The 16,534-nt window shown below is 39.3% G+C and carries 9 protein-coding genes and 1 pseudogene; 5 read left to right on the forward strand and 5 right to left on the reverse strand.

What is annotated here, in order from left to right:
• From HX129_RS14270 to HX129_RS14290, 5 genes and pseudogenes are all read right to left on the reverse strand, one after another.
• Nucleotides 1-76, reverse strand: a pseudogene (locus tag HX129_RS14270) (hypothetical protein); the annotation flags it as partial.
• Nucleotides 77-168: 92 nt separating this feature from the next.
• The gene (gene fusA / locus HX129_RS14275; RefSeq protein WP_180047889.1) at nucleotides 169-2,304 is read right to left on the reverse strand and encodes an elongation factor G; all 2,136 of its coding nucleotides are present in this window, start codon (nucleotides 2,302-2,304) and stop codon (nucleotides 169-171) included.
• A gap of 189 nt (nucleotides 2,305-2,493) precedes the next feature.
• Nucleotides 2,494-2,964 (reverse strand): 30S ribosomal protein S7, encoded by a 471-nt coding sequence (gene rpsG, locus HX129_RS14280; RefSeq protein WP_004901967.1) that lies wholly within the window; start codon nucleotides 2,962-2,964, stop codon nucleotides 2,494-2,496.
• Between the two features lie 178 nt (nucleotides 2,965-3,142).
• Nucleotides 3,143-3,517 carry a 30S ribosomal protein S12 gene (gene rpsL / locus HX129_RS14285; protein ID WP_000246374.1) on the reverse strand — a complete coding sequence of 125 codons (375 nt, stop codon included), beginning with the start codon at nucleotides 3,515-3,517 and terminating at the stop codon, nucleotides 3,143-3,145.
• A gap of 187 nt (nucleotides 3,518-3,704) precedes the next feature.
• Nucleotides 3,705-5,150 (reverse strand): EcsC family protein, encoded by a 1,446-nt coding sequence (locus tag HX129_RS14290; RefSeq protein WP_286434591.1) that lies wholly within the window; start codon nucleotides 5,148-5,150, stop codon nucleotides 3,705-3,707.
• 232 nt (nucleotides 5,151-5,382) lie between these two features.
• On the opposite strand from HX129_RS14290, the gene HX129_RS14295 reads away from it, so the two are divergent.
• The 5 genes from HX129_RS14295 (at nucleotide 5,383) to HX129_RS14315 (ending at nucleotide 16,352) form a co-directional block, all read left to right on the forward strand.
• Complete coding sequence (locus tag HX129_RS14295) at nucleotides 5,383-6,474, forward strand: ATP-binding protein (protein WP_130074242.1); 1,092 nt, start codon at nucleotides 5,383-5,385, stop codon at nucleotides 6,472-6,474.
• 2 nt (nucleotides 6,475-6,476) lie between these two features.
• Nucleotides 6,477-9,017: a DUF5682 family protein gene (locus HX129_RS14300; RefSeq protein ID WP_286434589.1), complete on the forward strand. Its 2,541-nt coding sequence runs from the start codon at nucleotides 6,477-6,479 to the stop codon at nucleotides 9,015-9,017.
• Nucleotides 9,014-10,192 carry a VWA domain-containing protein gene (locus HX129_RS14305; protein WP_286434587.1) on the forward strand — a complete coding sequence of 393 codons (1,179 nt, stop codon included), beginning with the start codon at nucleotides 9,014-9,016 and terminating at the stop codon, nucleotides 10,190-10,192. The genes HX129_RS14300 and HX129_RS14305 overlap by 4 nt, the downstream gene beginning before the upstream one ends.
• A complete protein-coding gene (locus HX129_RS14310) occupies nucleotides 10,189-12,321 on the forward strand; it encodes a hypothetical protein (protein ID WP_286434585.1) in 2,133 nt (710 codons plus the stop codon). Before HX129_RS14305 ends, HX129_RS14310 begins: the two co-directional genes overlap by 4 nt.
• Before the next feature lie 227 nt (nucleotides 12,322-12,548).
• The gene (locus tag HX129_RS14315) at nucleotides 12,549-16,352 is read left to right on the forward strand and encodes a DUF4132 domain-containing protein (protein WP_286434583.1); all 3,804 of its coding nucleotides are present in this window, start codon (nucleotides 12,549-12,551) and stop codon (nucleotides 16,350-16,352) included.
• Nucleotides 16,353-16,534: the final 182 nt, after the last annotated feature.

Raw genomic sequence — 16,534 nt, forward strand, 5'->3', positions numbered from 1 at the left:
TTTTACCATGGTCAACGTGACCGATTGTGCCCACGTTTACGTGTGGCTTATTACGTTCAAACTTAGCCTTAGCCATGAGTTCTTCCTTTTTAAACTACTCATGTAGGGTCACTACATGAGCACTTGGTTTTTAACTATGTATTAGTTGGGCTTATAGTAATCGAAAGATTACTCGTCGTCACCTTTTTTACCACCATTTTGGAATTTAGAAATGATGCCTTCAGCCACGTTACGTGGAGTCTCTGCATATTTAGCAAATTCCATAGAGTATGTCGCACGACCTTGAGACATAGAACGCATTTGAGTTGCGTAACCGAACATCTCAGCAAGTGGAACTTCTGCACGAATCGCTTTAGTACCACCAGGTAAATCGTCCATACCTTGAACCATACCACGGCGACGGTTTAAGTCACCCATGATATCGCCCATGTAGTCTTCTGGAGTTTCTACTTCTACTTTCATGATTGGTTCAAGAAGGATAGGATCCGCTTTCATGAAACCATCACGGAAGGCATAAGAACCTGCCATTTTGAACGATAATTCGTCAGAGTCGACATCGTGGTAAGAACCGTCGAATAATGTCGCTTTGATGCCTACAACTGGGTAACCAGCAAGGACACCATTCTTCATACGTTCTTGAATACCTTTGTCAACCGCACCAAAGAATTCTTTAGGTACTACACCACCAACAACTTCTTCAGCGAACTCGTAATCTTTACCAGCGTCTTCAGCAAGCGGTTCTAAACGTACGTATACGTGACCGAATTTACCTTTACCACCAGTTTGACGTACGAATTTACCTTCTTGTTCAACCGATTTTTTGATCGTTTCACGATAAGAAACCATTGGTTTACCAATGTTTGCTTCTACACCGAATTCACGTTTCATACGGTCAACAATGATGTCAAGGTGAAGCTCACCCATACCCGCAATAATCGTTTGACCAGATTCTTCATCTGTACGAACGCGGAATGATGGATCTTCTTTTGCCAAACGACCTAAAGCAACTGACATTTTTTCTTGGTCAGCTTTAGTTTTAGGTTCAACTGCAAGTGCAATTACTGGCTCAGGGAACTCCATACGCTCTAGTGTAATTACATGATTTTCATCACATAATGTATCACCAGTTGTTGTATCTTTAAGACCTACACACGCTGCGATATCACCCGCACGAATTTCTTCGATGTCGTGACGATCGTTCGCATGCATCTGTACAATACGACCAATACGCTCACGTTTCATTTTCACTGGGTTATAAACAGGGCTACCTGCTTGAAGAACACCAGAGTAAACACGTACGAACGTTAAGTTACCCACGAATTTGTCGTTCATGATTTTGAACGCAAGTGCAGAGAACGGAGCTTCATCAGACGCTTCACGAGAACCTTCAGTTTCGTCTTTGTCGTCAAGAATACCTTTGATCGCTTCAACGTCGGTTGGTGCAGGTAAGAATTCAATTACAGCATCCAACATACGTTGAACACCTTTGTTTTTGAATGCAGAACCACACATCATTGGCTGAATTTCGTTTGCCAAAGTACGTGTACGTAGACCGCCAACAATCTCTTCTTTAGTAAGATCGCCTTCTTCTAGGTATTTATCCATGAGTTCTTCTGATGCTTCCGCAGCAGCTTCAACCATGTTAGTACGCCATTCTTGCGCTAATTCTACCAATTCAGCTGGGATCTCACCGTATTCAAACTTCATACCTTGAGATGCTTCATCCCAGATAATCGCTTTCATTTCGATCAGGTCAACAACACCTTGGAAGTTTTCTTCTGCACCAATTGGAACAACGATCGGCACTGGGTTTGCGCCCAAGCGAGTTTTCATTTGTTCTACAGCACGGAAGAAGTTCGCACCAGTACGGTCCATTTTGTTTACGAACGCAATACGTGGAACTTTATATTTGTTCGCTTGACGCCATACAGTTTCAGACTGAGGTTGAACACCACCTACCGCACAGTAAACCATGCAAGCACCGTCAAGAACACGCATAGAACGTTCAACTTCGATTGTGAAGTCTACGTGCCCCGGTGTGTCAATTACGTTGATACGGTGTTGATCAAACTGGTTACCCATACCTGACCAGAAGCATGTTACAGCTGCTGAAGTAATGGTAATACCACGTTCTTGCTCTTGTTCCATCCAGTCAGTAGTCGCAGAACCTTCGTGAGTTTCACCAAGTTTGTGGCTTTGACCTGTATAGAACAAAATACGTTCTGAAGTTGTTGTTTTACCCGCATCAATGTGTGCAGAGATACCAATGTTACGGTAACGAGAAATTGGGGTTTGACGAGCCATGATTTCTAGCATTCCTAAATTTTGTTGTTTAAAACAGGACGCATCAATAAGTATTGATGCGTACGGATACTTAATACGGATTTAAGCGCAACTTAAATTCCCGCAAATCCCCCACTTTGGTAGAGGGCGATGTTAAATCGTGCTGCAATTCGCATTAGTATTCTCCTGATAAGGGACTGTTTTAGCCGCTTAGAAGCGGTAGTGAGAGAAGGCTTTGTTGGCTTCAGCCATACGATGCACATCTTCACGTTTTTTGATTGCTGCGCCTTTACCTTCAGCTGCATCAAGCAACTCACCAGCAAGACGTAAAGCCATAGTTTTTTCAGAACGCTTAGCAGCAGCATCTACTAACCAACGCATCGCTAAAGCAGTACGACGGGATGGGCGTACTTCCATAGGAACTTGGTATGTAGCACCACCAACACGGCGTGCTTTTACTTCGACCATTGGACGAACTTTTTCAAGCGTAGCTTCAAAAAATTCAACTGGGTCTACTTTGTTTTTTTCTTGAACGCGGTCTAAAGCACCGTAAACGATACTTTCAGCAATAGATTTTTTACCATCTTGCATTACGTGGTTCATGAATTTAGCGATTGTTTGGCTACTGAACTTCGGATCCGGAAGGATTTCACGAGCAGCAACTACGCGACGTCTTGGCATTTTAAACTACCTATAAATATGACACTTCAGGTTTATCCAGCAGCAGTACAAAGTGTCATGTACTTTTCGCTGGCCTTACTACACGTCGCTTGAATTTCACAAAATAAATGCAGAAATCAGACAAGCGAGACGATAAAGGATTGCAGTTCTATAATCTTAAGATTGAATTCTTAAAGAATTATTTCTTAGGACGTTTAGCACCGTATTTAGAACGAGACTGGTTACGATCTTTCACACCAGCACAGTCTAAAGAACCACGAACGGTATGGTAACGTACACCTGGTAAGTCTTTAACACGACCACCACGGATAAGAACAACACTGTGCTCTTGTAGGTTATGACCTTCACCACCGATGTAGCTAGAAACTTCGAAACCTGAAGTTAAACGCACACGGCAAACTTTACGCATTGCTGAGTTAGGTTTTTTAGGTGTAGTTGTATAAACACGTGTACAAACACCACGACGTTGTGGACAAGCCTTCAACGCAGGAACTTTAGATTTTTCAACTAAAGTTGTGCGACCCTTACGGATCAACTGATTTGTTGTTGCCATATGGCAATTCTCCCGTTAATAAAAAGCCTCAAAAAAAATACCGCTTTTTGAGGGCATGCAATTGTAAGTCAAGATGTAAAAATGGTCAACATTCGACACTTATCAAATATTGACCATCTATGTATTTTTTCAATCTTTTTTAGATGTTTTTTCCAACTCACCTAAAATAAATCTTATGTATGTTATTTTAAACTTTTTTATTGCGGTTAGATTTTGCTGTCGCTTCAACATTTTGCGTCACAGCTTCGTTTTCACTCGACTGATCAATGACTGTTTCTACGTCAACATTTGCCTGTGTATCTTGTGCATCTTTTGTTGCATTTTTTTCATCTGCTTGCGATTTTTCGGTCAATTTTGCTGTTTTTACAACCTCACTCGCTTGTGATTCATCAGTAGAAAGCGAATTTTCTGTGGCAACATGCGCTTTGGCTAAATCTGCAATACTGATTTCTTCCTTACTTTTAAGTTGCTGAGCCTCATCTTTTGTCAATACTTGCACATCTTGAATAACGTCATTTTCTACAGTTTCTTCAATCGCAGGAACGGAAGCTGCATCTTCTTGCTCTGGTGCTTGTAACAATAAACTGGCTTGTGTAAGTAAGATTTCTGACTTTTCAAAAGCAGCTAAAGCACTTATATTTTCTTCAGGATGTTGCGCTTGATATTGTTGCGCCCCTTTAAATACAATTTGTGCTTTTTCAGTCGCATCATCAACCAATTTCCAACTATAATTTGCACTAATTCCCATACATGCTAAGGGTGCAAGTTTAGTCACAATTTTAAATTGGGGTAGATTGTCCAACCAAGACCATTTCCATGTACCATCTTGATTACTTAACCAATTTTTCAATACATCAGATGAGGTGCTTGATCCCACTAATTGTTGAAACTGACTGACATCATGGGTTTGTAAAGTGGTGGAAAATGTTCGTACCGCAATTAACAACGCTTGTTTTTCCGCCACAGAACCTAGATCAATTTTTTTGAAAATAAATTCAACAATCTCATGATCCTCAGGCTTCAACTCAAAGCCATGTGCACGTCCTGTTTGGTAAATACTACGCAAAGCTAGTGCAATCGATGTTGGCACATCAATCGCTGAACCAATCACACCTGTTGCACCTGTCAATGCACCTTGAATAGCAGCAAGGATTTTATTTTGATTTGCTAAAGCTTGGCTAATGCGCTGTGAGCGAGCTGGATCTTGGGTGAGTTCTTTTAAATCTTTGGCACCGACTTCTTTGAGCAGCTTATCAACTGAACTACTCTCTGAAACAAAATCATTCAATTTATCAAAAAAATAGTCTGACATTTTGTCATTTAATTGTGGTGAAATAAATGAAGCTACATTATTGATTTTTGTATAATGTCGTCCTAATAACTGACTCGATACTTTGGGTAAATGTTCGCGCATCATCTGTTGCGGGTTATCATATTGTTTTTTTTCAAACATGCTTTGATTACGGGCTTTGCCTTCCACAACTGAATCTTTTGCAGGGCTTTGATTGAGCTTAGTGACAGAATTAGGCGCAACATGATTTAACATATTTAAACCTGTCGCAGTTATTTTTTTAGCGAGTCCAAATGTATTGGATAACATGCGCTTTGTCTGTTTATTATTAGAATCTGCCATTTGCACTCTACTCCACTCATTTTTATGGGTTTAGCCCAATACTAAGGATTGTGCATGATTATCTCAACTCTAATTGTGTACGTTTGACGAAAAATATAAAAAACCATAATACCGTTACACAAAAATATATACATAAGTCACAATTTGTCGCATTCATGCTAACAATGCTGGCGCTCCCTGTCATGCCTCGTTATGATGAATTATATAACTGAATATCAAGATGATTCACAATATGGATAATAATCGACAATACACCTTAAAGCTCAGTGCTGAACAAAAATATGCTAATGAGTTACAACGCTTAAAAGAAAAAGACCAAAAGCGTAAACCACAAGGTTGGCAACTTTCAGCCTATGCCGTACGGGATTTTATCTTGGGCAACGCTCAGCTCAATATTCAAAAGAAATTTTATGGCGATGATGCTTTGGTTGATCGTGCCTTAGTTACCTTAATGGGCAATCAAGGTCTAATGCTGGTTGGGCAACCGGGTACAGCCAAATCTATGCTGTCAGAACTCTTAAGTGCCGCAATCAGTGGCAACTCTCAACTTACGGTACAAGGAACCGCAGGAACCACCGAAGACCATATTAAATATTCGTGGAATTATGCCCTATTGCTCTCTGAAGGTCCTTCGGATCGTTCCTTAATTCCATCCCCTATTTACTTTGCTATGCAACAAGGAAAATTGGCACGCTTTGAGGAAATTACCCGTTGCCCGCCTGAAATTCAGGATGTTTTGGTATCATTATTGTCTGAAAAACAAATGATGATTCCTGAAATGGGACAAGATTTTAGTGTCTGCGCACAACATGGTTTTAACTTAATTGCCACGGCCAACTTACGTGATCGGGGTGTACATGAAATGTCTGCTGCACTGAAACGCCGTTTTAACTTTGAAACTGTGAAACCTATTCAAAACCGTGCCTTTGAGGTGGAGTTGGTACAGTTACAACTCAAACAACAAGTCGGTGATTTATTTTCAGAGTTAACCGTACCACCGCAAGTAATTGAGCTGCTTGTCACTATTTTCAATGAATTACGTACAGGTCAAAGCTTACAAGGTGCCAACTTAAAAACGCCTGATGCAGTCATGTCAACGGCGGAAGCGGTAAATATTGCGCATGCAGCAAGTTTACAGGCAATTTATTTGGGCAATGGCGTACTCCAAGCCGAACATATCGCACAGCAATTGATGGGTGTAGTATTTAAAGACAATCCTGAAGATGCCAAACGTCTACGTTATTATTTGGACAGTGTGGTCAAAGAACGTGCACGCCAAGATCAAGATTGGAAAGCCTTTTTTGATGCTAGCCGTGAGTTTTAACCATGGCAGAATTTCATGCAGCAGCACTGCCTGAACGACTGCAACAGGCATTTCAAGCCAAGCAAACGCTCGCCGCAGCACAACAGGTTTATTTTGCGCCTATACGTCACCATAGCCCTGCTTGTGCCTATGCCTTGCAACATTATATTGAGGCATTACAACCCACACATATTTTAATCGAAGCACCACATCGCTTTCAGTTTTTACTTGAAGCTTTATTAGATGAAAATACCCAACCCCCAATTGCAATTTTTGCACAAGCACAACAAGAAAAAGCCACTCAGGCAAAACAATCGAATCAAAACCAAGATACACAAGGCAATCAAACACCTGCACTGTTTTCAGCCTATTACCCATTTTGTGAATATTCGCCTGAATGGGTGGCATTAAAACAAGGGGCTGTACAACACGCAAAAATTGAATTTATTGATCTGTCTTGGCAAGAACAAAGTGCTTTTAAATTGGCAAATGACTCCTTAGATTGGTCTCAAAAAAATCTGATTTCTGAGCGTTATTTAGCGCATAGCCAATATATTCAAAATCTTGCACAGCAGTTACATTGTCGTAACCATGATGAACTTTGGGATCATTTATTTGAATTACAAAGTATTTCTAAACTCAAGCAAGCTGAAAAATTTTTCGAGGATGTCTTTACATGGTGTTCATTGGCACGTTTGGACTATGAACAGGATGTGCTATTACAAGAAGCATCGTTGCATCGTGAAGACTGCATGTGGCAAAAAATCCAAGCCTGTTTAAGTCCTGAGCATAAAATTTTGGTGGTCACAGGTGGTTTTCACACCTTGGCTTTGATTGAAAATTTAGCAAAAAAAGACACAGCAAAACGCTACCCTATTCAGGTCAATAAAAAAGACAAATGGCAGGAAAATGCATGGTTAATTCGTTATAGTTTTGACCGTTTAGATGCGCTAAATGGTTATGCGTCAGGTATGCCATCTCCCGCATTTTATCAACAGTTCTGGCAAGATTTGAATCAAGGACAAATCGATGATGCTCTCATTCAACAGCAGTTTTTAAAATATCTCACTGAAATTTGTCATCATTTAGAGGATAAAAAAGTTCTAGATGTCACTGCGTATATTGCGCTAAAAAATACGGCTGAACTCGCATTGCAATTGGCACATTTGCGCGGTCATTACCGCCCAAGTCGTTACGATCTTTTAGATGCTTTACAAAGTGCCTTGGTTAAAGGTGAAGTGGACGATGGGCAACAACTGTTATTTCAGGAAATTTATACATATTTAAGCGGGCAACAACTGGGGAATGTCGCTGTACATCAACACAGCCCCGCACTCTTACAAAATATTTTCAAACAAATCGAAAAATATCGTTTTAATGTCAGCGATACAATTCCTCGCCATCGAAAACTTGATATTTACCGCAAGCCTTTACAGCAAGAAATCAGTCAATTTCTCAATTTACTTGAATTTGTCGATTGTGGCTTTGCACATCGCTTATCAGGTCCAGATTTCACCCATGGCGCGGGCATGGATTTGCTATTTGAAGAATGGCGTTATGCGTGGTCACCTTCGGTTGAAGCGCGTTTAATTGAACTTGCAGAATTGGGCGATCAATTACCTCACATCGCTTTAGGAAAAATTCTCGCTTTACAGCAATATCATCAGCAAAATGGGCTCGGACAATCGGCATTTGAAACCTCAAAATTGCTGACTTTAGCCTGTCGTTTGGGCTTAAAAGAACAACTGAATATTTTACAACAACAGTTAGATGATTATTTAGAAACAGATCAAAGCTTACACTCAGTCGTGGCTGCTGCACAGCAATTGTATTATCTATGGAGTGGTCGAAAGTTATTGCAATTACCTGAACACATTTTACAGCACAGTTTAGTGCGTTCAGTGCAACAAGCTTGTTTCTTACTCGAACAACTATATGACACCCATGAAGATAAAATTGAAGAAAATTTAAATAGTTTTAAGACTTTACATCATTTAATTTTGTCAGTTTCTAAACTAAAACTGCAACAAGAAAATGATACATTACTCGACTTATTTTATCAGCATATTGAACGTCAGCAATTTGATCACTTCCATCTCAGTAAATTAAAAGGTGCTTTGGATACCCTAATGTTTCTTGATCATCGGATTGATCAAGAACAATTACAGCAGTATTTAAAAATTGCCTTTGCTGTCGGCTGTGATGCAAATGAAGCTGTGCAATATGTGCAAGGAATGTTTGCAATTGCACCTGAAATTTTTGTGCAATCCCCCATTGCCATCAGTGCTTTATATGATTTGGTTAAACATTGGCGAGAAGAAACCTTTTTACAGATTTTGCCTGATCTACGTTATATTTTCAGTCAACTCAGTCCAAAGCAAAATTCTGCTGTTTCACAAAAAGTCGCCCGTATGGCAGGACTTGCTGAAGATGTGATTCTAGATCAAGCGCACAGTCATATTAGTGAACAAGACATGTTACAGGCTGCTCAGTTAAATCAACAATTACAACAACTTTTACAGCATGATCAACTTGAGCATTGGATTACAGGAGTGGCAAAATGACATCCAACAATACCGCACCATCCGATGTAGACTCAGATGAAAATGTATTGGACAGCCTAGAAGCTGCCCGACGTTGGCGACTCATTTTAGGACGTTATTCCGATCAAAGTTTATCAGCAGCCCATTTGTCAGGTGAACAACTGAGATTAGAACGCAATCTCGATTATTTATATCAAAATGAATATAAACGCCGTGGCGTTCAACAAGGCTCTAAGCGACATGGTGGACTTGAAGGCTCACAATTGACTGCAATCAATTGGCTCAACCAAAGTCGTAAATTATTTCCCAAATCTACCTTTGAACGTATGCAAAAACATGCGCTCGAACGCTATCAACTGCAAGACTTACTTAAAGACCCTCAAAGTATCCGAGCGTTAGCACCTCATCCTGCCACAGCCAAAGCCCTGCTCAGTATGCGTGGACATTTAAGTACTGAAGCCAAAGAGGCGGTACGTGATGTGATTCGCCAAGTGGTTGAGGAATTATTACAAAAAATTCGCACGCAATTTTTGCAGTCACTACAAGGGCGACGCAATCGTTTTCGTCGTACCCATATCAAGCAAGCGCAGAATTTTGATTGGAAACGCACCATTCACACCAACCTGAAAAATTATCAACCTGAACATAAAAAGCTGATCATTCAAAATCCAATTTTTAATGCGCGGGTGCAAAAGCATTTATCTTGGGAAATTGTACTGTGCGTGGATCAGAGTGGCTCAATGCTTGACTCTGTCATGTATGCCGCAATTTGTGCCAGCATTTTGGCAGCATTACCTGCGATAAAAATCAGCTTGGTGCTGTTTGATACACAAATTGTTGACCTCAGTCATTTGGCACATGATCCTGTCGAAGTATTACTTACCGTACAACTCGGTGGCGGAACCAATATTGGTCAAGCCATGCAATATTGTGCTCAAAAAATTACGCAGCCGAATCGTAGCATTTTGATTTTGATCAGTGATTTTGAGGAAGGAGCCTCGGTTCAGCATTTGTTAAATACGACAGCGCAACTGAATGAACAAGGCTGTAAATTGCTTGGACTTGCAGCTTTGGACAGTCAAGCCAATCCTGTTTATGACAGCAACATGGCACAAAAATTACAACAACGTGGTATGCAAATCGCTGCGATGACACCTGAGCATTTAGCCACTTGGTTTGCGGAGGTGATGCAATGATTGGACAAATTTATCTGCATTATGATGAAGAAAGTTTAGCCTTACATAGCAACGCAGGCTTGATTCGTCGTGCCAAAAAGTCACTTGAAGAGGTGCAACTCATTGAAGGCAATACTGCACCTTTGCAATTTAAAGTCGAAGAATTTGAAGTATGTTTACCAGAACAAGGTATTACCGAAGCACAATGCAACTGCCCTGCTCAAAGTTGTTGCAAACATATTCTCAGCAGTATTTTTTGGTTACAGCAAAATCAACATATCACTCAAACGACCATTGAAAGCACTGAACAAAATAATACACATGAGCATCTAGAAACTGCGAAAAGTCCTGCTCGCCTTGCAGAAAATGTCAAAGCAATCGCGACAGAAAGCGTTGTCCAAAATTCAGCGTTAAACACAGTTTTAGCCCTAAAAGACAGCACATTATTTAAAAAAATAGGCAAAGCACAAACCCGTTTAGCTTTTGAAATTTGGGAAAATTTTTGTGAGAATAAAGACTCTTGTTCTCTTGAAATATCAACTGAAAAAATCAGTTTTAAAACCACATTCAGCGAAAATCCAATTTTATTTTTCCCGCCAACAGCTTTTGATGGGATTTTGTCAGATATTAACGACAACAAAAAAAACGCTGTACATTTAGCCTGTATTGCCTATGTATTTCATCTGCATGCGCCTGAACAATGGCAATGGCCAGAGGATTTAAAACAACAACTTCACCTCAATCATCCATACACTTTAACCCCTGAAGACGTTGAATTTATCCAAGAACTACAACAACTTTGCCAACACTTTATTCAGCAAGGTCTCTCTCATATCGCTAAAGAATCTGTCTTGTCATTGCACATTTTAAATATGCAAGCACGTGCGCAAAATTTACCTCGCTTGGCAACACAGTTAAGACAGTTACACGGCATGATGCAACAGTTGCTAGAAGATGACTTTCAAATGGACGAACAACAGATTTTCTCACAACTCGCCTATTTAAACGCTTATTTATTTGCCTTACAAAACAGTCAAAACCAAGCTAAAAATTTCAAGCGTCTCAAAGGCACTATGCAACGTGATTATCAAGAACAGCGTACAGAACGCTTAATTCCTTTGGGCTGTGAATGGTGGCAAACCGACAGCGGTGCACAAGGTCTAACACTTACATTTTGGGATGTAGAACAACAGCATAGCCGTGAAGTCACCCAAGCCCGAGCCAATCGTTTAGACAGCACATTTGACAAAAATAGTGTGGCACAAACAGGCATTTGGGGTACTTCTTTGGATTATTTACTGAGGCATCAGATTCAACTCAATATTTCCAAAGCAAGCTCTGAGGTCAATCTCACTGCGAGTGCAGACACTCGGTTTACTCAACTTGCAAGTTTTCAAGACCTGACGTTAGATGATTTTCAACAGTTGAATATCGGGGTTAGTCGTTGGTCTGATCTCGTTCGATATGTGCAACCTACCTCAAGTTTGGAGCAAAATCTGTATCGTTATGTATTACTACGCCACCAACAGATTGATGCACCTGAACTGAATGAACAGCAACAATGTTTTGAATGTCGTATTCAGGATGATGATGCTTGTCATTTAAAACTCACTTTACCGATTGAAATTGAATATCAAGTTCGGATTAAGCACCTCACAACCCTAATGCAACAAAATGAAAAAATTGTAGCAACACTCGTGCGTTTGGATAGCTCACAACAGAATATTCAACTCATTCCATGTAGTGTCATTTTGCAAAAAAAACAACATTTAGAAATTTTTAGTTTGGATTACCATCATCCATCCTATAAAAAAAGCAGCTTGGCAGAACTGATCACAGGGCGGATTGAAAAATTACTACAACAGAAAAAACAATGGCAAACGCAGCAGCACTATTCGGCTTTGGATATTGCCATCTGGCAAACCCAATCTGTGCTTGAGTTTTATGCCAATACAGGACGTGCTGTACTCGATCCGCAAGACAAGCTTAAATTACAACATGCTGCACAATTATATGAGGACTTGGGCTTGGCAATATTGCAACGTAGTATTCAAACAGGCATCGAAAGTGATAATTTGCCAGCGACTTTACTGAAATGGCGACATTTATTTTTACAAATACAGCGATTGTCTTCTTGCTTACCGCTATAAAATTCAATTTGGAATGATCAACCCGATGTACGACAAAACCAGACCTCTAAAAACCTAAATGAAGACATCAATAAAACACTTTTAATAAGTCAAGTTATGTCGTACAACGCCAAAAGCATGCTTCAATTCTTGTGTTATTTTTCTAAGATAGGAACATATTTTTTTAATCGACTTCACTGATCTACCCTGAAATAAAAAATACATCTTTCAAAATAGGAATTTTTATAATGCTTAATAATTTTATGTCAAAGCTTGAAACTTTATTTTCCAATAAAGTTCATCAACAAAACAATGAAGCAATTCATACACTTAATGAAACACAAAAGAATAATGTAAAAAAAGTTTTATCGGTATTTTTACCACTCAGCGAAATTGAGGAAGGCTTAGAGCAAGCAATTACCTTATTTATTTTTACAGGTGAAAACCCAGAAATATTACTCAAACTGAATCAACTCCCTGATGAAAAAGCCAGTGACTTGATCGGTAGCCCAGGTACTTATGAATGGTATTGGACAAATATCGAGCTCAACAAAGCACAAGAAAAATTAAAAAATCAATCTATTAAATCACGCCAGCAACTCAATGATGATTTATTTGATACCTTAAATAATGAACAGATTATTCGTTTGGGTAAAGTATATGAAAGTATTACCCAACAAAAAAATTATAAAGAACTGTACGCGCCCATTCCTGTGTGGTTTCACTATATTGTGGTTGATGCTTTGGTCACATTACAACAGCGTCATGGTTTTAGTGAACTTGATGCAAAAAAACCGATTAAACAACAATGGACATTGGCTAAATTAGAGCAACTTTTAGCTACAGATGAACCCACTTTGGCACAACATTTACCATTGTTTCTATTCGAACGAGTCGGTTGTAGTAGTTATTATACAGACCGTATGGATTTAATTTTTGAACTGTCTGATACAAATACTTATATCGAACAACATCTTGATATTTTTCAACAAGAGGTTCCAAATCTCAGTGTCGATGGGCAAACTGTATTTTTAGATTATTTAAAAGCTCAACCTGAGATTTTAAAGCAACTTCCTGAATTAATCGTAAAATTAACCATTGGTCGTTCTAAAACCATTCGTGATTTGGCAGTAAGTTTACTCAGCCAACTCAATGCAGAAGACAGTCAACGTTACTTACAGGACTATTTAATCCATGGTTTAAGCAAGGAACGTGGTTTTGCTGCAGAACTTTTAGCACGCTTAGGTGAACATAACCTTGCTGTTTTAGAACAAGCTCTTGAAAGTGAAAAGCAAAAATCTGTACAACAAGTGATTTTAATGGCTGTACAACGCTTAAAAGCAGTACATGAGTCTGCCCACGCTACACATATTGAAATTCCAAGTTTTAGTCCCTTGGTTGCACAGGATATTCCTTCTGATTTCATTGATGTTTTACAAGATAATTTTGATAAAATTCTAAAAAAAGCCGAACAGTCTGCTGCGGCTGAAATCGAAGAAAATAAAAATCGTAGTTATCGTTCAGATTGGGCGCAAAAAAATTTAAAGCGTTTAAAAAACGTGAAAATTAGTAATTTTAAAGTGTTGTTAGATCAGGTAAATGGTCAACCCTCCCGAAAACCCTCTGAACAAGATACTCAGATCATCACCTATCAAAAAAATATACAAAAATATCCTGAATATTCACTGATTCATGCAATGCGCATTCATGTTTCTCGTAGGGCGGATCAAACGATCAGTTGGCGCACCATTTTTGAGGATGTACCACCTTCCCTATATGCGAATGTAGAGTTACGTCAAATCAACCAAGCACTCCAAGATATAGGATGTAGCAATACTGAGCGTCAGATCGCACAAGGTATGTTAATGTCTTATTGGAATAATTTAGATGACTATATCACCGAGCCACAACAGATTTGGCCTTTTTTTGCTGAACATCCTGAGTTTATCAGTGAAGCATTGGGTTTAAGTCCATCTTTAGAAGAAAGTGCCTATTATCAATTTGAAGCCATCAAAGCGATTAAAATTTTAGAATATTTCCCAAGCATTCCACAGCAATTTATTCCCCGTTTACTTGAATATGCTTTAGGGGAAAATAAACGTCTGCGTTTCGACGCACAGCAAGCTTTACAAACGTTGCCAGAAATTCATTTACGTGCCATTGAAGCTTTAGACTCAGGTAAACAGGAAATTCGCATTACTGCCATTGAATGGCTCGCACGTTTACAACGTCAGGAAGCTGTTAAACCACTAAACGCTTTACTGAAAAAAGAGAAAAAGGAAATCGTTCGTGCCGCCCTACTCACTGCTTTGGAAAAATTAGGACAAGACATCAGCCCTTATTTGTCTGAAAAAGTGTTACTTGCTGAGGCTCAACAGGGCTTAAAAGCGAAGATTTCCAGTAGTTTTACTTGGTTTAATGCCAAAACTTTACCTGAATTATCGTGGAAAAATGGTACAACTGTAAAAGCCGAAATTATTCACTGGTGGGTGGTGTTGGCTGAAAAACTTAAAGACCCAAAAGCCAATGCACTTTTTCAACGTTACTTAGATTTACTTGATGAAAAAAGTCAGCAACAGCTTGCCAACCATCTATTACATCTTTTTATTCAACAAGATACTTTATCTCCTACTTTAGAACAAGCGATGGAGGTCGCAACCAAAGAAGCACCACAACGCCTACAAGGCTACCGAGACAGTTATCAACATTATGGACATAAATACCCTGAATATTATGGGCATTATGCAACCATTACACTTGAAGAAGTCATTGAAGAAGTTAAGCGTCAACAACTGTCAATTTATTTAGGTTCAGCGATTAAAAGTAAAGGGATGTTGGCACTCACTTATCCCGCACAAGGTAGTTTTGCAGTCAAACAACTACAAACTTATATGAAGCAGCACTACCCTCGCCGCTCACAAATTGAAGCGATGATTTCAGCATTATCTCTCAGCAATGATCCATTAATCATTCAATTACTATTATCATTATCACGGCGTTATCGCACGACCTCTGTACAAAACTTAGCGACCGATTTAGTCACAGAAATTGCTGAACGCAATCAATGGAGTAATGATGAATTGGCTGACCGCACGATTCCAACAGCAGGATTGGATGAAAATGGTATTTTAACCTTAGAATATGGCACACGCTTATTTACAGCGATCGTCGATGATAAAGACAAATTTGTATTAAAGAATGAAGAAGGTAAAGTGGTCAAAACCTTACCTGCAGCGCGTCAAAATGATGATGAGAGTTTGATTAAAGAAGCAAAAGCATTATTCAGCAGCAGCAAAAAAGAATTTAAACAGGTCGTTGACATGCAAACAGGTCGTTTGTATGAGGCAATGTGTAGTGAACGCCAATGGAATGTTATGGAATGGCAAGAATATCTGTTTCAACATCCAATCATGCAACGTTTAATTCAACGTTTAGTTTGGCTCGAAGTCACTGAATCAGGTGAAAAAATCGCGTTCCGTCCAAGTGATGATGGCTGCTTACTGAATCTAGATGATGATGAAATTGAACTTAGTAACACCAGCAAAATTCAAATTGCACATGCCGTGATTGTCGGTAAAGATCATGCAGATGCATGGATGGCACATTTTAAAGACTACAAAGTCAAATTTTTATTTGAACAAATGAGCCATCATTTACCTGAACTCACCGACCCCAAAGCCAATCAAATCGAAGATCGTAAAGGTTGGATCACAGATACTTTTACTTTACGTGGTGTCGTCAACAAACTCGGTTATCAACGTTCAAGCATTGAAGATGCAGGCTCATTTGACCGTTATAGCAAATCATTTAAACAATTGGGTATTGATGTACAAATCGTATTTAGTGGCAGTTATGTCCCTGAAGAAAATATTCCTGCGGTTCTGTATGACTTAGAGTTTGATCAACTCGGTAGCCGTTCTTGGAACTCAAATCGTCTACCCTTAAGTGAAGTTCCGCCAATTCTACTGGCTGAAAGCTACGCAGATTATTTGAAAGTTGCAGATGCATGTCGTGGTTTTGACCCTGAGTGGGAAAAGAAAACGCCTTGGTAAAACAAGTAAGATTTTCTCAAAGCTGCTCTTTTGTGAGATAAATTTGAGTAGCTTTGTCTTATTTTGCAAATATTTTACTTTTCATATTTATTTTTAAATACGGCAAAAGTAACTTGTAGCCAAGGATTGACCAAAAAGTCAGAGGATCAGGTAAATAAAGTCAATCCTTGTAGAATCTATAT

The organism is Acinetobacter sp. 251-1 (assembly GCF_030329305.1).
Taxonomy (GTDB): Bacteria; Pseudomonadota; Gammaproteobacteria; order Pseudomonadales; family Moraxellaceae; genus Acinetobacter; species Acinetobacter piscicola_A.